We start from the raw sequence: 19,621 nt of genomic DNA on the forward strand, positions 1-19,621 counted from the left end.
CGCTCACGTTCGCTCAACGGCGAAAAGCCGCTCGTTGTTCGCCGCGTAGACGAACCCGTCTCCCACGGCGACCGATCCGACGGTACTGTTCGTCTCGACCGTCCACTTCCTCTCTCCGGTGAGCGAGAACGCGTACAGAGTATTGTCGTTCGAACCAGCGTAGACGGTTCCGTCGTCGACTACCGGTTCGTACACGCTCCGGTTATCGGCGGTGAACGACCACCGCTCGGACCCGTCCTGCCGGCTTCGGGCGACCAGACGCCCGTTGTCACGGCCGTTACAGCCGAGGTAGATCGCGTCCGTGCCGACTACGGGACGCGTCCCGCGCTTCAGTGACGGCGTCTCGACGTTCCACTGAATGTTTCCGTCTTCGATATCCAGCGCGAGCAATCGTCCCTCGCGACCCGGGACTGGCGCAGTGGCCACGTACACGGTTCCGTCGGCGATCGTCGGGCTCCGGGTCTCGGTGTCGGTATGATGTGTCCACCGTTGCTCGCCGTCGGTGTCGAACGCGGTGACGACGCCGTCGACTCGGTTCGTGAAGACGACGACATCCTTCGTGGCTGCCGGTCTGGTGAGGTGTTCGCCACCCGTCGACACGCGCCAGTCTATCTCTCCCCCGTCGGCGTCGATAGCCAACAGGTCGTCACTATTCGCGTATACCCGTCCCCCGTTGACGGTCACGCCCGACCTGAGCGGGGAGTCGATAGACCACGATTGCTCGCCGTCCGATCGACGGAGGGCACGGAGTCCGTCGCACGCCGAGACGTAGATCCGACGCTCGTCGACGGCGAGTTCGCTGCGGAGACAGAGGTGTTCATCGAATTCGTCTTCCTCGTAGGCGACCGTCCACTGGTCGCTTCCGTCGGTCGGCGACAACGCATAGAGCGTCAGTCGATCGAGGATGTAGATCGTTTCGTCGTCGAGGAGTGGCGTCCCACGGATCCGTCGCTGCCACTGAACTCGATCGCTCGTCGGACCTGACTGGCCGATACAGCCGGCACTGAAGCCGCCGAGGAGGGCACCGATGGATTGGAGCGCAGTTCTGCGGGAGACCATACCTCGTTGAGGTAGTGGTCAAAAAAGTACTTTCTTCCTTGTGCTGATACCCCTTGGGGGAGCAACCTTACAGTTCCTCTCAGTTCTCCCTCCGTTGTAACCCCAGTACCTGCAACGTCATCGTCGCCACCGTACCACTACGAATTGTCGTGAGCGATCGCATTCGGTCACTCCAGAACACCGCAATTGCCTCACGAGTGTTCGGCCACAGCAACCGCCCAAGCTATACAAATACCGCTTCAAAAACCAAATAACGATGGGCGTCTCTATCTCTCACCCTGTCGACTCGTCGGCGGACGAATCGTTGACGGACCGGATAGAACGGGGTTCGTTTCTGTTGGGTCTGCTCGGTGTCCTGGGTTTTCTCGAGTATCTGCAGTTCGTCCACGAGGCCTTCGAACTCACCCAGTTGTTCTACCTCTTCTTTTTGCTCTTCCTCGTGCCGCCCGGTCTCGTCGTACTGAGTGGGCTCCGAGATAGTGTTCGCTCCCTGTCCCACCGTCTGACCGGAGAACGGACCGAGACGGAGTCATATTACGCTGACGACGATCCGCGCCACTGGATCGAGATGGCATACGAACCGGGGGCTCTCAAGAAACTCCAGATCCTGCTGATCCTCGTCCATCCGAACATCGCGGTTCGAGGTATCTTCCAAGTAGCGGGGGCTATCGTGGCGCTCGTCAGGCACGCTGGCCGGCTTCCTCACCCCGAAACGTACGAATCCACTGTCGAGTATCGGCTCCCGTTCGATGGGGAGTGGACCGTCGTCAACGGGAGTCCGGACAAGCGGTACTCCCACTCGTGGTTCCCGGTTCGACAGCGGTACGCCCACGATTTCGTCATCACGGATAACGACGGACGGACACACGACGGCAGCGGCGGGCTCGACTCGTTTTACTGCTTTGACGAACCGATCCTCGCTCCGGCTGCCGGCACAGTCGTTCGTGCAAAAGACGGCCACCGTGACCACCATCGCACGACTGGCTGGATCGATCCTCTCCAGTACCGACTGGCAGGCAACTACGTCGTCATCGAGCACGCTGATGGCGCGTACAGCTTTCTCGCTCATCTCAAGAAGGGAAGCGTCTGCGTCACCCCCGGAGAACACGTCGAGCAAGGACAAGAAATCGGCCGCTGTGGCCATTCGGGAAATTCGAGTGAACCGCACCTTCACTTTCACGTTCAGGATCACAAGATACCATACGTTGGAGCGGGGCTCCCAGTCCAGTTCGTCGCCGCGACGGATCATCCCGAACTGGCCCGAAACGAGCGGGCGAAGACGTATGTCCACTGTGGACAGATCGTGACGTCCAACCTACCACCGGACGTGTGAACACGAACGGCTGGATAGCGATACGGGGGCTACTGTCGGGGGACTGCATCGAGCAGAACCGAACCTCGACGCGACGGTCGAAACAACTACCGGACCGGGAGGACGAGCCCGTCGTATGAACCCGTACGTGGTGCTCGGGACGGCAATTCTCGCGGAGGTCATCGGGACGACGTCGCTCAAACTCTCGCAGGGATTCTCACGCCCGCTGCCGAGTCTGGGCGTCCTCGTCGGGTACGGTGCCGCGTTTTACTTCCTCTCGCTTGCGCTGGAGGATCTGCCGGTCGGTGTCGTCTACGGAACGTGGGCCGCACTCGGGATCGTCGCCATCGCGGCTATCGGCGTCGTCGCCTTCGACGAGCCGGTCGATCTCGCAGGAGTCGTGGGTATCGGTCTCATCATCTCCGGTGTGTACTGCCTCAACGTCGTCTCCGGGATGTCCACTCACTGAACGGTCCCGTCTCACTCGCCCACGTTCTGGAGCAGATCGGTACCACGGAAGGAGGAAAGACTAGCTCTGTTACGATCATCAGTGAGTTACAGGTCTGACCGGTCGCTAACTCGGATGCAGGCCCGCCCACCATCTCGGGTGCTTCGCTTTATTGAGGAAGTAGTTTCAGCAACGTGCCCTCGTGGCTTCGTCCTCTTCTACGAAGTAAGTGAGAGCGCGTAAGTTCCAAGAATCATCAGTCCAGCAATCGTAAGCCAGACTGCCATCAACTCATCTCGAACAATGTGTGATGTGAAGCTATCCCCAAGGATCGCCCCCATCGGTGCGAGAATCAGTGCTAGCGTGGCTACATAATGGGGATTAATATTGGAGAGCGCTCCTGTCTGCGGGTTCTGAGTCATGAGACCAAAATCGAGTGTCAGTACGAGCACGTTACCGAAAAGAAGGTCGGTATCGATCAAGTTCTCATATTTCAGTAACTGAATGGAACCTGCGGCGAGCGGGCGTTCCACGGAAACCAGGCGTCTACAGCGAAGTCCAAAACAGCAAATAGAGCCCGAGACACTGCCGAATCCCGAGAAAACACTCTTCGAGTGGAGCATGGATCTGTGACACCGTGGGGTAGGGACTCGAGACGAGTGCTGCCCGAATTCGGTAGTTAGAATACCGGACGAAGTCCAAACCGCCCGAACGTACGGTCGAGAGCAACTCTCAGTAGTGTTTCACCGAGTGTGATCACCAGCGTAACGCCCAAGAGCAGTGGCCAGACGGTCAGGTACGACGAGAGAGGGTGAAGGTGTGCCCCGTACAGCCACTGATACACCGTATTCCCCAGTATCCAGAGCGTTACGAGCGGTGGGGTGAGGAGTGAGAAGCGTGCGAACAGATACAGGGGTACGGCGGCCGTCAGAAACATCCCGAGCCAGGCATATCCCAACGCGATTACTGCCACAATTCCACGACCGGAGATGGAAACACCTGACGAGAAGAGCCACGACAAAACCAGGATCGAGTACACGATGCCGCCGATAATCACGACGACGGGCCTCGTTCGGCGGATTGTGAGTTCGGAGTGGAGGGGCATAGGGCGTATAATCATCGATCAGCACACGGGTAGTTGATGCTGTCGTCCGTGGCGTGTGTACTCCTCGAGACGAGAAGGGACAGTGTACTCCGTACAACCATCTCGAATCGATTCTCGTCGTCGGTCGGAGTACCGAGTCACATCGAACCTGTTCAGGGGTCCGCTCATCAAGAGTTCACGTCAGCCCGGTCGTCGCGCAACGACCCTACAACTGACGTGACGAGTCCGTGAGGCTTGAATATCCGGTCTACGTACACACCTTCCGTGCCCTCCAATCGGTTCGACCGTTCCCAACAATATTCGGTCATGTGGTACCGATGAGACGTCGTGACTTCCTCGCAGCAGTCGCGTGTGGAACCGGAGGGCTGTCCGGGTGTTCGACGACCTCCGGTCCTGTTCGTGACCCGAGTCCGACGCCCGAGCCAACACCGCCACCGGACGTGAACACCCTCACTGAGGAAAAGTCACTACCGACCCCGGATGACGTCTCGGAGGAGGCGGCCGCGCTCTCGTTCGTCGAGACACACGAACGGCGGTACGTCTACAACGAACTCGTCGACGGGTTCGGAACTACCCAACCCGCCACCGATATCACTGTCGAGTCCACGGACGCTGCCGTGGTGTACACTACTGATGAGGGGTATTACCTCTTGTCGACGTGTCGTGGCTCCGCACAGTACTACGACCCGGACGGCTCACCGCGGCGCGCAGGGAGAAACGCCGCCAGCGTCGCCCACTTCGTCGGGTCGGATACTCACCGACGGATTCCGTTCAACGCCTACCGGTGTGCGGAGCCGGTCGTCACCGACGCCGATGAGGGGGACGAGGATAGATCGTCGGCACGGTTCCAGATCTACGATTTCGAGACGCCGCCGAACTACGACCAGCCGGATCAGGGTGGTCACGAGGTCGACGTCCGTGTCTCCGATGCCGCTGGGGAGGCCATACTGGATCGAGACTACCGGACCTCGCTCCCGCTGACTATGCAACCGAGGGTGACTCGGACGACCGGTGGGTATTCGCTTTCGGTGTCGACGACGGACGGCGGCCAGGTCCAGCACGACTGGTCGCTGTCCGGGCCGACCGACCCCACCTGGTGGGCGCTCGCCGTCCTGATCACTCACAGCGGCGACGTGACGGTCCAGACGCTGTATCCCAACGAGATGGTCGGCTTGCCCTCTACCTCCCTGTGTACCCGAATGGGGTAATATCGGGAGGAGTCGTCGCAAATTGCTCCGTTAAAATCCGTAGTAAGAGGTATTTTGACTCTAAATCCGGTCAGTACAGTGAGGATACGAATCAGTTGTTAGCCTCCTCTCGGTGAAGCAAGGCAGTAACCAACAGGATAGCTCCTGTCGGTAGCATAACCAGCCCAATTGTGAAGTTCCAAAACCCGAGAAGAAACTGACCGACGGCACCGATCAGTAAGAGACTGAACCGATTAAACACCGCACCAGCCGCTCCCATCCATCCAAAAAGAATGACGATAGCGAACAGCACCAGCCGCGATGTTCGATAGCCGGGGGACGGGAGTATTGCGAGAAGGATGAGTGTGAGGAATACGACTGCGACAACAGATACACCTCTGAGAATATCGAGCGTGGAGTATCTCTTCCCCATAGTAGTACTAGAATTGAGAGGATATTGAGGATTGCCCCGATCAGTTCAGAGTTTTCTGCAACTAGCTGTGTCGGACTATAATTGGTCTGAATAGTCGGATTTCAACAGAGCCTCGCAGACTCACTGAAACTCCGGAGTGGTAACACCGAAATCTCTGGGGAACACAGTCGGGACGATGCCCTCCAGACGTCCGCTCGTCATCAGTCTCGTCGTCGGCGTGGTGCACGCAGCAGGATTGCTTGCCGTCGCGCTCCACCTCGGCTATGCAGTCGGCCCGACCGAGTACTCGCTCCTGGGGGCCGGCTGGCGGTACGGGGGCCTCGTCGTCGTGGCGACGCTTCCGGTGTGGCTCGCACTACGGTATCGACTCGCCGCACCGCTTGTCGTGCTCGTCGTCACGACCGGCTACGTTCTCGGGATGGAACTCACCCCGCCCGGGCCGACCTTTCGAGACGTGGCCGAACTCGAACGGCTCGCCGAACCGACCGGCATCACCGTCGTCGAGGACGGCCTCTACATCGTCCGGTATATGGTCAACGCGTCGGTCTGGACGGTGGGGTTCCTGTTTCTGGGCCTCGTCGAGTACGTCGTCCGAAGCACGTGGCACGTCCTCCCGGCCGTCGGACGGACAGTTCCGGAACTACCGATCCCGGCGTCGCGTCGACGGGCGGCAGCCGTGGCGACGACGGGCGGGGTTCTCCACGCAGCGGCCATGGTGTGGTTCGCCGCTAGACTCGGCGTGACGGTCTCTGGTGGGTGGGAGTGGGCGTTGTATCTCTTCGGGGCTGCTGGCATGTGGGTCCTCGCTGCTGTCCCGCTGTATCTGCTCGTTCGCCACCGACTGGTCGCGCCAGCGACGCTGCTAACGCTGTTCGTTCTGCTCGACGCACGGGCCGAGTTCACGGCGAGCGTCGAGGGTCCCCACGCGCTCTACTTCGGTGGCTGGTTCCTGTATCTGGGTATCCTGCTCGTGGCGGGCGGTGTCGAGTACAGTTTGCGGCGAGTCGAGATCTATCGGCGGTTCGAGTCCCGCCTGTGACACGGAGTCTGCGACTGTGGGACTGTGAGATAGTTGGGACCGGGCACATTCACCCCTCAACGAACAGGAGGGTGCGACAGGACCACAGCGTATGGGATGTCAGCTCACTGATTTTCGAGGGCGTCGAGGATGCACGCGGCTGCGACCACCGCCTCTTTCGGGACAGTGCTCGCGTCGTCGATGCTGACCGTGTAGGTGTCCCGCAGCGAGAACTGTCCCTCGATGTCGCCGACGTGAGCGCCGTCGGCGTCGAATATCTCGTACTTGTTCGGGATGAAGTTCGCAACCGAGACGAGATGCCGGAGCGCCGCGAGGGGCTTGCTCTTCGACCGGATGGTCGCCAGCGCCTCCCCGGTGTTGGGGTCACGGATCGTCCAGTTCTCCACGAACAGCGAGAAATCCTCGTCGAGAACGACGACCTCTTCGCTGGTTCCCGCGTCCGTGATCGTGTAGTTCCCTGCGATGTCCATGATCCCGCCGGCCTTCACCGTGAACGCGTCCTCGCCGTTGCCGTTCACGAACGGGAACTCCTCCTTCATCTTGAACATCTTCTGCTTCCCGCGCAGGACGACGTCACCGGTGCTGTCGCGGACGACGTACTTGTTCCGGATCGCCGACTGCTTGACCTCGTAGCGATCGTCGTCGAGATCGACCGTAGAGATGTCGTACGGAGTCGACGCCGATCCGGATGTGGAGGGCACGGACATGGATTCTGGTGGCTCGCGTTCGGAGAAAAGTTTTCTGCTCGGGCCGATACATCGGAGCAAGGCTCTTGATGTTGAGATAATACCAGCAACGCACGTATGAAGCCGTCCCTCCATCCCAATACGATCCTACCCTCGATCACGGTCGGCGGGAGTGCTGGCCTCGTCCACGCGGGTATCGCCGCGCAGTTGTGGACCTATTTCGGGTTCGAGAATCTACTCGCTGCATTCGCCACCGAACCGCTGTACGTCAGCTACGTCGTCCTCGGGATGGTACTTCTCGGGAGTATCCCCGGAATACTGTACGTGAGACTCCACACCGTTTCACCACTCCTCCTCGTCGGCAGTCTCCTCACGCTGTCGACGGTTCTGACCTGGCAGACACACCGGACCAGTGCGACCCCTGTCGACCCCACCCCGTTCGGCTGGTACATCCTCCTCTGGGTCGGGATCGTTGCCGTAAGCGGACTCATCGGCGGCATCGAAACCGCACTTCGTCACCGCTCCGCTACGACCTGATGCTCGCATGCCCCAAACCCAACCAAAACAGGCGACGTAGTACTTCCAACCCCACCCGGGATGTCGGACGTATAGCGTCGACTTGGCGCGTAACTTAACAAAACCACAGTTCACACAGGTAGTCAGAGAGACGTAGTTACCGAGGTCGAAGCCCATGTCCCTGTATCGAAGAAAAGCCCTCCAGCTGTCCGGTCTCGGGATAGCGACACTGGGTGGATGTACGTTCGGATTCGGCGGAACGAGCAACGAGGTTGACGTCACCATGACAAACAACGATGAGACCACACATCGACTGTCGGTGACCATCTCGTTCGAGAACCGAGTTCTCGTGGACAAAACAGTCACATTGTCGGCAGACGAATCGTCGAGTACAACGTTCGAAAATCCGAGATCCGCTGGCTCGGCCGTCCTCGAAGCCGAACTTGACACCGCAGATCGAACTCGAACCGAGATACGGGTCGGACCGGGGACGGGAATACGAGACGTCTTCGTCGAGGTCAGCGCGGATGGAGAACTGACCGCGTTCGCTGGGCGGACCTGACACGAACTGTCCGATACAGGGCGCGTATCGATCACGTCAATCCGCCATTATGGACAGACCTCGTCGTAAGGGGGTCGGGGTCGTTTTCCGCGTGTTTCGAACCGCCGTTCGGTAATACGTGACTGATATCACGAGTGGCGGTCTCACCCGAAGTTATTCACCAATAGTGCGGGTAGTTCGGTATACGAGAGTTCAATTGGTGTATTGATGGTGCAGGCTACTTCCGACGCGGGTAACGTCACAGTCCACTGGGAACTTGACGTGACAGACTCCCCTCTCTTACAGATTCTCGCGTATGTAGGTCCCTGTATCTTCGGTGGTTTCGGTATACTCGCCGGTGGATTGCTACTCTGGCTGGTCGTATCGGCGGTGCTGGATGGCGACCCCGCTCGGGCAGTAGGGATTGTCGTCGTCGCGGTACTGGCACTGTTTTCCCGTCGCTATATTCTGGCATTACTCGATACGAACCTCACCGACCCGTTCTGGAACCGATACTCGCGGCGCGGGCTCATTATCGGGAGCGTGTGTGGCGCACTCATCCTTCTCGGGAGCGCGCAGTTGCACCCCACCGCACCGTTCGTGGTGTTCGTCGCCAGCTGGGCGCCGCTCGTCATCACCGCAGCATTCCCGACGAGTGGTCACGCTGACCTAGCGGTGGGAAGACTCGTCGTCGATGAAACGGAAATTCCTCTCGAAGCTATCAACGCATTCCGGGCGGTTTCCGTCGGTACGGTCGCCGTGTGCTGGCTCTCGTATACACGGGGTGTTCCGACCGCATCCCGTATCATAATCCTCCCTTCCAACTATCTCGATGTCGTTTCGGAACTGATTGCTACGGAGGCAAACTCTTCGAACCAAGAACGCTCGACGATCGGCCGAACTGAACGACTCATCGCCGGCCTGTTTGGCCTCGGCATGGTTGGTATCGGCCCGATTCTCTGGCTGATTCTTCCGCCGGGAGATGGGCAGGTTGTTGCGTTGTACGCAGGAGCGATGTTCGGACTCTTTGGGCTACTGCTACTCTGGTACGCATACAGCGCCTGATCGTCCCGGGAGAGTTCACTGAGTGTCCATAATCATTCGAAGGACCACTATTGGGACTCTCTTAGATGGATAGGATCACGACCCCGGCGACAGATACAGGGGAATGCTTATCAGATTACTAGATGAACGCTGACCATGGCCGTCCTGAAAGCCCTCCGCCAGACGCCGAGCGCCCTCCAGCGCAATCCGATACTGTTCGTCCCGGTACTCGTGATACTGCTGTTCCAGATCCCGCAGTTAGTCCTCCAGGCCGTCAACCCACTCGTCGCCAGCATCGTCTCGATGGTGCTGTCGCTCGTGTTCATCTTCGTCATGCCGTTCTTCCAGGCTGGTATCGTCGGTATGGCCGACGAGGCACTCGACGGACGGACCTCCCTCGACAGCTTCCTCCGTGCAGGGAAAACCAACTACGTGTCGGTCCTCGCCGCGTCGCTGGTGCTCGTCGCCGTCAACTTCGTGCTCGGATTCGTCGCCTTTTTCGTGGCGATCTTCGGTGGCTTTGCGATCCTCAGCGATACTGGAGGCGGCATCGGGATCGTCGGGCTCGTCATAATCGGCCTGATTGGAGCTCTCGTGATCCTCGCGTATCTGCTATTCGTCTTCTTCGTCCAGTTCTACAGCCAGGCCATCGTCGTCGACGACCTCGGTGCTGTCGACGGGCTCAAACACAGTATCTCCGTCGTCCGCCACCACCTCGTGAGTACACTTGGATATTCGGTACTCGTGGGCATCCTCGGCGGTGTTGCCGGTGGCGTGTTTGGGATCGCTTCGCTTCTCGCGTCACCCCAATCCACCAGCGCATTGGCCCTTCCAGAGGTCTCACTGGCCGGTGTCGTCGGCGTTACACTCCTCGTTATTGCTTTTGGGACACTGTTCGGTGGGTTCTTCGGCGTCTATTCGGTCGCGTTCTACCGGACGATCAATCCGGGAGCCACCGATGGTGCTTGAACGGAACGCCGCCAGCGCGGCACTCGTCGTCGCTGTAATCACCCTCTCGCAGTGGCCGGTGGTCGATAGCTCGCCACTCCAGCTCACGATCTTTCTCTATGGTGGCGTTCTCGTCACGGCGGTGGGGATATCCGGACGGGGCAGAGCCAGTCTGTGGAATTGGGTGGGGTACGAGCCGTCCTGCTGGAGGTATATGAGACACTCAGAAGGGTTTCCGGGGTCGATCTCGTGGCCAAGCAGTGTACGGATGGCTCGAAGCAATCGTCGTCCCTTACCATCCCGGGTTCGCTTCGTGGGGCACATCCAGCGGTGTGATCGATAGTCTATGAGCGAGAGAGCGTCCACGAGTATACTTCGAACACGTAAGCAGACACTGCAGTATCTCCTCGCAGGGACAATCTCGAGTGTCTTTATCGGGGCGGCGATTCTGTATCCCGAGTTTGCGGGGATCAATGGACTGCTCGGCTATCTGTTCTTGGTCGTGCTCGTCGGTTATCTGTTCGTACTCGCGAGTGATCACGTACGGCAGTCACAGTATCATCCACTCATTCAGGCCGTCTTTTTCCTCTCGTGGGGAGGATACAACGTCTCGCGCGGTCGAGTCGGACTGTTGACGATTATCTTACTCGTTGGTGGGGGAAGTGCCCTCCTCTGGGGAGGGTACCAACTTGCACAGAAGGAGACTCCCACATAGTTGAGCGGCTGTTGATAGACGTGTCGCCACGTATATCCGATCCTACTGCATCCCATCGAACAGCGAATGTCGAGATTCCCGTGGTGGTTCGGTGTCGTCTTGTTTCCCGTGGTTCCCCTACTGTCTCTCCTTTCCGGAATCGGATCCCGTACATTCATCGCTGTATCAACCTCAGCAGGTGATCCAAACGTCGGCGTCGGTATCGCTTCGTTCCTACTCACTGTCGTCTCGTTCTGGGGAGGGATACTGATCGCACTGGTCGTACTCCTGTGCCTGCTAGCCGATATACGAGTGCTCAAGCGAGACCAAACGTGGTCGCCACACGTCGCTTGGGCGTTGACCGGAGTCGTTCATCTCGCCGGAGCCGTATTTTCGACGTTGTTCATTCTGTCAGTCCCAGCGCTTTCGTACTACCTGTACCGACGTCACGAACGCGTCTGAAACAACGCCGGTTTCGACGCGCTGTAGCAGAAGATCCTCAGCGATAGTTCACTACGAAATCGTCCTCTGTATGCCATTCAGTAGACGTACCAGATTACGTCGAGGGGAACGCGACCACTGGACGGAGTATCATTCGGGCCGCCCCTCGTTCCGTCTCCTTTGAAACACCAGGACTCGTGAACCACAGCTTTTCAAACGGCCTTCATCCACCGTCTATACGTGTCCCCCTCTTTCCCCTCCATCCGTACCATCGCAATCCTCCTCCTGCTCGTCGTCGGCAGTACTCTCAGTTTCGCCTTCCACGCAACGGCAGGTGGTGCAACGATCACCTACGAGGCTACGGCCGTCGAACCGGGAGGAAATCCGGAACTGGTCACACGCACGACGAGCAACGTGACCGACCTCAACGAACAACTCTCGGATACACCCAGCCAATATCAGCAACCGATTCGAGCCGCCGCCGCAACCGGCACCTACAACGGAACGCTCTCGCCGGAACTGCACATCGTGATCGACGATATCGAGACACCGTACGTTCGGTACAATGGAAGCTACTACGCCTGGGCTCTGTCGTCAGACGGCGAGACGACAAACGCGACGATATCGATGCAACAGACGGATCCCGAAATAGTGTTCGCGTCCGTTGCTCGCCCGGTGTCAGAAGCGTCACCCGAAGTCCAAACGGCCATCGGAACGGGAACCACGACCGGCCCGATCGTCGAGTCGGGGTTGTACCGTCAGGACGGGACGTACTACGTCGTCGCGCCCGAGAACGAAGATGCGCTGGCCACCCAGCTTGCAGGCACGTTTGTTGGATTCGCACTCACACCAGTCGGACGTGGGTACGTCGCAGTTGCGCTAGGGTTTCTGGCATACCGTTACCGCGACCCGACGCGTGATCGCCTGTTGACCGTCCGTCGAGCCGCTGCGATCGTCGCACTCGCGATTCCGATCGCGCTCGTCGGAACGGCGCTTTTCGAGAGTGGTTCCCCCACCCGCTTCGTTACTGGTCCCGCGAGTGCAACCGTCGTCGCGTCCGGTGTCGTTGCGGGTGTTCTCACAGCCCAGCGGCGGTGGCTCAGGCTCGTCGGAATGACGATCGGGATCGGTCTGCTCACCACGGTGGCAATATCGGCTGTTCTCGGCCTCGTTGGACTCGTTTTCGGGCCACTTGCCGTAGTCCTCGGGTTCGTTACCGGCGTCGTTCCGTTCGGATACGGCTACGCGTTCGCACAGACAGCGCCACGAGAACCGGCTCAGTAGGCACGGAACGGCGACTGTAGATATTGATCTCGCTGACGTACCTTTTTGTCAAGAGCTACGTCACTTCAAGATGCAATGCCCTCCCGTGACCTCTTCCTCCGTCTCGGTATCCTCGTCGTACTTATCGGCGGAGGAGTGCTCGTGATTTCTAGTGCCCCAACGGTGTCGATTGGTGGCTATACGGTTCCGACGGGATTCACCGCCGGGGTGCTTGGCGGATTCTTTCTTCTCCCCGCAATCGTCTCGCATTACCGAGAAGGAGAACAGCGTGAATCCCTACAATGGGGACTGTTCGCTATCGGAATCCCGTTGTCCCTCACCGACCAAGCGGTCCTCCTGTGGATCGGTCTACTCGCGATACTCGGAAGCCTCGGCGTGGGATGGAAAATCGACCGTCGGATACGGGGGCGGATTTCGACGTGACTTTCAATTGAAGGACGCCGGTGACCCTATACTACAGAGATATTTTGGTGTGACACAGAGGCGACTGGTGAAGGCAGCCTACGGATCTTCGCCGTTCGGGGACTGTTCCCGCCCGTCTTCGCTCGTGTCGTCATCGGAGCGCAATTTTTCGCAAACCGTCGACCACAGTTCGACGACTAGTTCACCCGCTTTGAGGACCGTAATAAGGATATTTTCCATACGAGCTCTCTCATGAAGTTGTCGTGTGAATCCTGAGGGACGTCAGCCGGGGCCGGCTAAATCTCCGGGGAACTTCTGGTGTCGACGGTCGCAGAGGTGCTGGTACCGCCGAGGCCAGTGTCTCTTTCACTGACCTGTAGATACGCCTCGGCCATGATCCCGTAGACGAAGATAAATAGGGCGCTGTTGAGGAGGATCGTCGCGAAATCGCCGAGGACAGGTGCGTCAACCATACGCAGGAGTGTTGGAGCGAAACTAACCACGGTACTGCTGATCCCAATAATAACGACGAGCGCCACCAACCGGAGACGGTTCCCCTGAGAGAGACCCCAGCTCCGCTTGAGCGATCCGATAACGCCCCGGTCCTCGATACCGATAGTGAAGATGACGAAGAAGAAACACGCAGAGAGGAACAGTCCCGGCAGGAACAGGAACGCGAATCCGACCATGACCGCGAGAAGGACGAGACAGCCGCTGACGAGCATCGTGAGCGACGCTCGACCGATGCGGTGAGTGACCAGGTCCGCAGGGAACGAGGACAGCTGTGATTTCGGGCGAGCGAAGGCCCGGGAGAGAACCACGAAGTAGACGGCGTTCAATACGAGCGTCCCGGCCAGGAGCACACCGGCGACAGTTCCGGAGACCGGCAGGGTCAGTCCGATCACGTCGCCCATCGCAGCTGGGTCCGCTGCCGTAACCACAGTGTTGAGCGACGTGATGAGCAGGGTCTCGTGAACGAGCAACACTACAAACAGTAGGCCACCTGTTCGAGTCAGGACACGTCGACTGCCGTCGAGGATCGCGTTTGTGAGTCGGAGGGCCATCACGAGGGACCATTACCGGAGCGGAGTTATACGTTACAGAAAATCAAAATGGGTTTTGAGCTACCTCCGTGCGGTTGGCTATACCGACTCCAATTAATTCGACATCGAGTCGGTTTGACAACCGTTCGTGAGGTGTGCGAATATCTCAGCCTGTGACTCGCCGGTATCCAATTCGAAGCAATTTACCACTCCCGATGACCGTCAAAACAGCTGCACCAAACACGACTCCAGAGTGAACGATATCCAACAGCGGGAACGGGGTGTATCGTCCGAATATGAGCAGTACGACGAACAGAAGCCACAGGACGTACAACCCGATGGCTGCTCGGTGGAGGGCGTCACGCATATCCTGCTGTTGAAGGGTATCTCACTTACCGATACCGGGAAGATGCGATAGTAAGAAATGGCTGTCAGGGAGTCATAGAACGGTTCGCACACCTGTATTTCTGCTCCCAGAATTGCTTAATTCAGAGGGAGCTGCGAATCGCTCAGTTCAGAGGAAGACCTTTTCATATGGATGGAAGTAATGAGGGCAGATGTCCGACACTGAGTTCCCGTCCTCATGGACTGACCCCCGATACGTTGCGGCTATCATCAGCGTGATCGCTACCGGTGCACTCTACTTTTATGCTGCCCTCACGCAATCTGGGCTAACTATAGAAGGAATCACGCTTGTGATATTCGCTATTCTTCTCCCGACATCAATCGCATACGAAATCGCTCGCCGTTTGTGAACTAACTATAGCAATCCGCTTCATTGACACACCCACCTATCGATTGTTTCGGTAGCGATAGTGTCGAACCAATAGGATTTCAACAGAGTCCAATTCCTATGAATGGCGAACGCATCGAGACAGCAGGACAAAGAGTCCCGAGGTGACTGCGGCAGCGTCCGTTGCGAGCGCAATCCATGGCTCTCGAAGCAGGTAGCCGAGGGCAGCGGCAGCCACCACACCGCACTACCACGTCTAAACAATGATCTATTTTGTGGACAGTCGAGCCAATCATTTGGGAGACATTTATTTGTGCTGCTGGGTATTATGACGTATGAGATGGGCAATTTGGACGATTGCGGGATTATACGTGCTCGTCGGAATCGGACTGTTCTACAGCTTGGCTATTGACTCGGACGAACTGTTTCTCACCGTGACTGCCGCAGTGTTTGCCCTGATGGGCCCGATGGCATACCTCGTATATAAAAAGCAGATTAGTGACGGAGAGTGAGTGGTCACAAGTCAGATTGAATCGGCATCAGCCCGCCTCTTCTGTGCCATATACACGAGTAATCCGACTATCCCAAAGAATCCATATACGACTCCACGAAGTCGTGGGGACGATTGCTCTCGTTTGGTAGCGTCCCGGGCGACATAATAGCCCACCGTTGGCCAAAAAATCAGTTGGTAGAGGCCGAAGCGGATGAGCAAACCATTATATGCGGTAAGTATGTCCATGCGTACCTACTTCCCACTGGCCCGTCCACCGGCATCTTGGATTTTACCGTAGGCAGGCGCAAGCACGTAATCGACTACCCCGAGCGCGACGATGAATCCCGCCAGCCGAAGTCCGCTGAAGCCGGTATCGGTCCATAGATCCATGAGGACAACCAACCCAGCCACCCCGATTCCGACCCCGATCCCGACAGTCAACTCCCGTCGATATTCACCCCACCAGACGATGATACCAGCACCCAGCAGCACGATACCACTCACAACCGCATCAATACCAAATGACAGTCCACCGAAGGCGAGCCCACCCAGTATCAGTCCGATCCCGACCCGTCGAAGTTGTTCGACTGGATCAAGTTCCTGCTCACTCATACCAGACACTTCATCACGCGAACACAAAGCACTAAGGTAATTATAGAATCTTAGCGGTCAATACGCAGGTCTATCTACCAGTGATTTCGGATATCTTCACGGGGAAATTAATCATCTTGGGCATTGTTCTATGACACTCTCGGTGGCTGTTCGTACTTCCTCTTGATGTGGTACAGAACAAGTTCATACCTCTTCAACAACAAACACGGTAGTATGGGTCCCGGATACGGAGAGCAGTCCTCTTGGATCACGGCATTCGGCCTCCTCGTTGCACTTGTCGCGATCGTGGGAACGCAGTTCTTGGACTGGGAGTGGGGATCTGGGCAACTCGTTCCGACGCTTATCGGTGTGGCCGTGGCCGGAATTGCCGTATTGGCCGTTATCAGAAGAGCCCGCTAAATCTGCTCGAACATTTGCCAATCAATTACCCGACGCCCCCGTCGCTGAAACTTCTTGTTCGAAAGCACCACCTATGTCGGCAGAAAACAAGGTATCGTGACCAGTAGCCCTCTCGCATCTGGGCTCGCCATAGCCATCGGCACATTGATCGGACTCGTCGTCCTCGGCAACTCCTCGGTCGAAGTCGGATTACTAGGCGCAATTAGCGCATTTGTCGTCATGGTCGTTTTAAAATTTCATTCTGGATAGGGGCATACCAGTACGTATCTTCCCACACCAGAGTTTGTCAGCTGTTGATAATTTCCACAGAGCTCAATCAACAGGTATCCACAACCGCTGTTCTCTATGGAGCAGGTGTCCCGAAATAGACAGTCTCATACAGCCACGTCGTTCTCGGTGTCTGAACGGCGCCTTTCTCGCCATCGCAGACCGGCAACGACACCGACGAAGAACGATCCAGCAGCGAGACTCACGACACCGATCTCTACTGTCCCCGAGACAGCACTCGAAACCTGTAACAGGCTGTACGCCAGCCAGAACGAACCCATACACGCCACCATATAGAATTGTTCACGCGACCGATTGCCGCTCGCATATTGATACACGGCGACTCCGAGAACGACTAACCAGGCAGCTCCAAGCACGATACCGAGTGTCGAATCTGGAACTCCGAGCACTGCGGGGAGGGCCATGCGGAGTCGTCAACCGGGACTGACAAGCAATTTTTGGTGAGTCATGGACGGAGATGAGCCGAGAACCGATCGAGTCACGCCCAGAATCCAGAACCGGATCATCGACTAACCGAGAGAGACACGATTAGTGTCAAAAAGTGGACGCCACACGAACGAACAATAGACGAGACAGCACTTTTCCCGTTCGCTCTGGAACCGGGAATATGGTCCCCCTCCGTAGAGTACTCGTCGGACGTCCCCGCAGTCGTTTTCAGTGGGTGATCGATGTCCTCGTTATCCTCACGATCCTCACTGGAACGTTCGGTGCGTACGCGCTCGGGCTCTTTCAGGTGTCCGGTGGTGTGATCGTCCTGCCGGCAGCGGCGACACTCGTCGGCTTCGTCGTCGCCGTTGGCGTCGGGGCTCGACATAGCGGACTGGTCGTCGCGTGGCTCGGCCTGTTCGCGGCCTACATCGGCTTTCGGGCCGACTGGGCGTTCCTCGGGCTCTCGAGTCACTCGCTCGGCGGGAAGTTCGCCTTTCTCTTCGATCCGGTCGGGCTGGCTGTGCTCGGCGTCGCCACCCTCATCATCGGAACCGTCGGGTTCGCCGTTGGATATCTCGGCCGATCAAGTATCGAACGACTCCGAGGGAAAGCGCTGTCTCAGCAGACCCGTGACTGAACACGCACTGTCCGCGATCGGTGCGGGAATCTTCGTCGGTATCCTCGGTGTACTGATCAAGTACGTCGGCGTGGTGGACCTGATCGCCGGATACGACCCCGAGAAGGTTGCAGACGAGGAGGGCCTAGCTGACTTCATTGGCACGAACGCACTCTACGTTGCGGTCCTGACAGTCTGTGTCGGTGTTCTGGAACTTCAACCGTCGACCGTCGACAACGAGTGGTACTGGATCGTGTTCGTGCTCGCAATCGTTGTCATCGCCGTCCGAATGATCCGGGGTGCTCGCCGCTACGAGTCCACTTCCGAACGGAACAACACTAACTGAAGCGTCACCGGACCATAGACGCTCTTTGGACCAGTTGCAAACTCCAAGCACACAGGTTATTTTACGTTTCGATAGCATCACTCACGCACGTCCCCTCCACAAGCTTCGGGTCCAGAGTGACGAATTGGGCAACGAGCCAACGAAACCTCACGATATTCGTCTCGATATTCGCCGCATTTCCACTGTCGTACGCGTTTCAATCAATAGTCTCCGAGAATGCATCGGCGGGGAGCTTCCTCCTGTTGGTCACGCTGGCGGTCGGTGTGCCGACAGCTTACGACGAGTACTGGCCCCAGTACGACCAGACGTGGAAAGCCATCGGCTGGATACTTCTTGCCTGTGTCATCGTCACTATCGAATTCAGTAGTCTCTACATCGTCGGGACTGAGTACGCAGGTCTCACACCGCTCTACGCCTCGACCGGGGCGTTTCTCGTAACGGACCTCGGAAATCTCGCATGGCTCTCCTTCCGCCAACTAACGTAACGGTCTCTCGGAGGTATTTGTCCGATACTCGTCTCACTAGAAACCGATGCCAGGGCACAGCTCGTCGTCGAACGCTCTCCAATACTTCGGAGTCATCGCCGCAATCTTCGGTGTGATCGGATACGTCGCCTTCGGCTGGCAATTCGGGGAAACTGACAGCACGATAGCGCTCGCTCTCGGGGTTACCTGTGTCAGTATCGCTGTGGGCTGGGAGCTCTATCGACGAGTAGCCTGAGACCACCTTAATCAACGATCCCGCCCTGACGCTCGCTGCGCTCGCGCTCGAGGAAGGGGATTCCGCGCTACCGCATCAGTTGAAAAATCCCGTCCTGTCTAACTCGTCGCTGTCTCAATTAGACGGCACCAGTCATTCGACGATGATCGCTCCTTTCTGGCCGAGTGCTCGTGGGGCTGACAGGCGTAGCGAAACGTTCCGGACTGTTCGAACGTGTGCCGGAAGTAGACCCCGGGTTCGTGGGTCACCTGACCAGAGTGAATCTCTGTGTTCAGGAACACCACGTTGTGTCCGCCGCCGTTCCCGGTCCACTTCCACTCGACCGTCGTGCCCGTCGAGATCCTCAGAATGGGTGGATCGAAAGCGAAGTGACCTCTGTTGCCCCCGGTCCCGACGGTGATCGTCGCGGTGTCGACGTCGGTCCGATCGACCACCGTGCCGTCGAAGTTACTACTGTCGACGACCCACATGTCGACGGTGTCGTTCCCCGTCGACGGAGGCTCTCTAACGATCACGGCGCCACGCATTCCCTCCCCCCGGTGCGGTTCCGAGACGAACGGGTACGTTCCCGGTTCCTCGAAGATGTAGTGATAGGCCGTGCCCGGTTGGGCGTTCGGTCGGCCGCTGTCGAACGTACCATCAAGCGCGACGACGTTGTGGAGGCCGCCGTGACCAGTCCAGTCCCAGGTCACGTTCGTCATGGGAGCGACTTCGATCACTGGGGGATCGAACGACAACCCTCCCTCCACCGGGTGGCCGACGTCGATCGTCGGTTGCTCGCCAGGCCCGTATCAAGGCGTATC

Annotated in this window: 24 protein-coding genes; 15 read left to right on the forward strand and 9 right to left on the reverse strand. The window is 58.0% G+C overall.

Features of this window, described 5'->3' with window-relative positions; translation table 11 throughout:
• Positions 1-3 precede the first annotated feature (3 nt).
• Positions 4-1,059, reverse strand: coding sequence for an outer membrane protein assembly factor BamB family protein (locus V8686_RS16970; protein ID WP_340696325.1), 1,056 nt, complete (start codon positions 1,057-1,059; stop codon positions 4-6).
• A 256-nt stretch (positions 1,060-1,315) separates the two neighbouring features.
• Here V8686_RS16970 and V8686_RS16975 point away from each other — a divergent pair, with 256 nt between their 5' ends.
• Positions 1,316-2,392, forward strand: a complete 1,077-nt coding sequence (locus V8686_RS16975) for a M23 family metallopeptidase (protein WP_340696326.1) — start codon at positions 1,316-1,318, stop codon at positions 2,390-2,392.
• A 115-nt stretch (positions 2,393-2,507) separates the two neighbouring features.
• A complete protein-coding gene (locus tag V8686_RS16980) occupies positions 2,508-2,840 on the forward strand; it encodes a DMT family transporter (protein ID WP_340696327.1) in 333 nt (110 codons plus the stop codon).
• 197 nt (positions 2,841-3,037) lie between these two features.
• Here the strand turns inward: V8686_RS16980 and V8686_RS16985 are convergent, their stop codons facing one another.
• Positions 3,038-3,352: a hypothetical protein gene (locus V8686_RS16985; protein ID WP_379706885.1), complete on the reverse strand. Its 315-nt coding sequence runs from the start codon at positions 3,350-3,352 to the stop codon at positions 3,038-3,040.
• Between the two features lie 146 nt (positions 3,353-3,498).
• Positions 3,499-3,924, reverse strand: a complete 426-nt coding sequence (locus V8686_RS16990) for a hypothetical protein (RefSeq protein ID WP_340696329.1) — start codon at positions 3,922-3,924, stop codon at positions 3,499-3,501.
• 440 nt (positions 3,925-4,364) lie between these two features.
• Here V8686_RS16990 and V8686_RS16995 point away from each other — a divergent pair, with 440 nt between their 5' ends.
• A complete protein-coding gene (locus V8686_RS16995) occupies positions 4,365-5,132 on the forward strand; it encodes a hypothetical protein (RefSeq protein WP_379706888.1) in 768 nt (255 codons plus the stop codon).
• A gap of 91 nt (positions 5,133-5,223) precedes the next feature.
• Here the strand turns inward: V8686_RS16995 and V8686_RS17000 are convergent, their stop codons facing one another.
• Positions 5,224-5,544 carry a hypothetical protein gene (locus V8686_RS17000; protein WP_340696331.1) on the reverse strand — a complete coding sequence of 107 codons (321 nt, stop codon included), beginning with the start codon at positions 5,542-5,544 and terminating at the stop codon, positions 5,224-5,226.
• A gap of 175 nt (positions 5,545-5,719) precedes the next feature.
• Here V8686_RS17000 and V8686_RS17005 point away from each other — a divergent pair, with 175 nt between their 5' ends.
• Entirely contained in the window at positions 5,720-6,583 is an 864-nt protein-coding gene (locus V8686_RS17005) for a hypothetical protein (protein WP_340696332.1), read from the forward strand.
• 104 nt (positions 6,584-6,687) lie between these two features.
• Here the strand turns inward: V8686_RS17005 and V8686_RS17010 are convergent, their stop codons facing one another.
• Positions 6,688-7,290, reverse strand: a complete 603-nt coding sequence (locus V8686_RS17010; RefSeq protein WP_340696333.1) for an LURP-one-related/scramblase family protein — start codon at positions 7,288-7,290, stop codon at positions 6,688-6,690.
• 96 nt (positions 7,291-7,386) lie between these two features.
• Between V8686_RS17010 and V8686_RS17015 the strand changes: the two genes are divergently transcribed.
• The 6 genes from V8686_RS17015 (at position 7,387) to V8686_RS17040 (ending at position 13,160) form a co-directional block, all read left to right on the forward strand.
• Complete coding sequence (locus V8686_RS17015; protein ID WP_340696334.1) at positions 7,387-7,806, forward strand: hypothetical protein; 420 nt, start codon at positions 7,387-7,389, stop codon at positions 7,804-7,806.
• Between the two features lie 154 nt (positions 7,807-7,960).
• Positions 7,961-8,347: a hypothetical protein gene (locus V8686_RS17020; RefSeq protein ID WP_340696335.1), complete on the forward strand. Its 387-nt coding sequence runs from the start codon at positions 7,961-7,963 to the stop codon at positions 8,345-8,347.
• Between the two features lie 207 nt (positions 8,348-8,554).
• Positions 8,555-9,391, forward strand: coding sequence for a hypothetical protein (locus tag V8686_RS17025; RefSeq protein WP_340696336.1), 837 nt, complete (start codon positions 8,555-8,557; stop codon positions 9,389-9,391).
• A 135-nt stretch (positions 9,392-9,526) separates the two neighbouring features.
• Positions 9,527-10,339, forward strand: a complete 813-nt coding sequence (locus V8686_RS17030) for a DUF7847 domain-containing protein (protein WP_340696337.1) — start codon at positions 9,527-9,529, stop codon at positions 10,337-10,339.
• 1,354 nt (positions 10,340-11,693) lie between these two features.
• Complete coding sequence (locus V8686_RS17035; RefSeq protein ID WP_340696339.1) at positions 11,694-12,737, forward strand: hypothetical protein; 1,044 nt, start codon at positions 11,694-11,696, stop codon at positions 12,735-12,737.
• 75 nt (positions 12,738-12,812) lie between these two features.
• The gene (locus tag V8686_RS17040; RefSeq protein WP_340696340.1) at positions 12,813-13,160 is read left to right on the forward strand and encodes a hypothetical protein; all 348 of its coding nucleotides are present in this window, start codon (positions 12,813-12,815) and stop codon (positions 13,158-13,160) included.
• 275 nt (positions 13,161-13,435) lie between these two features.
• On the opposite strand, the gene V8686_RS17045 is transcribed toward V8686_RS17040, so the two are convergent.
• Positions 13,436-14,203: a hypothetical protein gene (locus V8686_RS17045; RefSeq protein ID WP_340696341.1), complete on the reverse strand. Its 768-nt coding sequence runs from the start codon at positions 14,201-14,203 to the stop codon at positions 13,436-13,438.
• 1,047 nt (positions 14,204-15,250) lie between these two features.
• Here V8686_RS17045 and V8686_RS17050 point away from each other — a divergent pair.
• Positions 15,251-15,427, forward strand: coding sequence for a hypothetical protein (locus tag V8686_RS17050; protein ID WP_340696342.1), 177 nt, complete (start codon positions 15,251-15,253; stop codon positions 15,425-15,427).
• Positions 15,428-15,660: 233 nt separating this feature from the next.
• Here the strand turns inward: V8686_RS17050 and V8686_RS17055 are convergent, their stop codons facing one another.
• A complete protein-coding gene (locus V8686_RS17055) occupies positions 15,661-16,020 on the reverse strand; it encodes a hypothetical protein (RefSeq protein ID WP_340696343.1) in 360 nt (119 codons plus the stop codon).
• A 213-nt stretch (positions 16,021-16,233) separates the two neighbouring features.
• On the opposite strand from V8686_RS17055, the gene V8686_RS17060 reads away from it, so the two are divergent.
• Positions 16,234-16,419: a multidrug transporter gene (locus V8686_RS17060; protein WP_340696344.1), complete on the forward strand. Its 186-nt coding sequence runs from the start codon at positions 16,234-16,236 to the stop codon at positions 16,417-16,419.
• Positions 16,420-16,793: 374 nt separating this feature from the next.
• Here the strand turns inward: V8686_RS17060 and V8686_RS17065 are convergent, their stop codons facing one another.
• Positions 16,794-17,111, reverse strand: coding sequence for a hypothetical protein (locus V8686_RS17065; protein ID WP_340696345.1), 318 nt, complete (start codon positions 17,109-17,111; stop codon positions 16,794-16,796).
• Positions 17,112-17,314: 203 nt separating this feature from the next.
• Here V8686_RS17065 and V8686_RS17070 point away from each other — a divergent pair, with 203 nt between their 5' ends.
• From V8686_RS17070 to V8686_RS17080, 3 genes are all read left to right on the forward strand, one after another.
• A complete protein-coding gene (locus V8686_RS17070; protein ID WP_340696346.1) occupies positions 17,315-17,773 on the forward strand; it encodes a hypothetical protein in 459 nt (152 codons plus the stop codon).
• Positions 17,766-18,098, forward strand: a complete 333-nt coding sequence (locus V8686_RS17075) for a DUF3784 domain-containing protein (RefSeq protein ID WP_340696347.1) — start codon at positions 17,766-17,768, stop codon at positions 18,096-18,098. The genes V8686_RS17070 and V8686_RS17075 overlap by 8 nt, the downstream gene beginning before the upstream one ends.
• A 116-nt stretch (positions 18,099-18,214) precedes the next feature.
• Positions 18,215-18,583: a hypothetical protein gene (locus V8686_RS17080; RefSeq protein ID WP_340696348.1), complete on the forward strand. Its 369-nt coding sequence runs from the start codon at positions 18,215-18,217 to the stop codon at positions 18,581-18,583.
• 333 nt (positions 18,584-18,916) lie between these two features.
• On the opposite strand, the gene V8686_RS17085 is transcribed toward V8686_RS17080, so the two are convergent.
• On the reverse strand, positions 18,917-19,519 hold the full coding sequence (locus V8686_RS17085) for a halocyanin domain-containing protein (RefSeq protein WP_379706898.1): 603 nt from the start codon (positions 19,517-19,519) through the stop codon (positions 18,917-18,919).
• Positions 19,520-19,621: the final 102 nt, after the last annotated feature.

The sequence above is a fragment of the Haloplanus litoreus genome, from assembly GCF_045690335.1.
GTDB lineage: Archaea > Halobacteriota > Halobacteria > Halobacteriales > Haloferacaceae > Haloplanus > Haloplanus litoreus.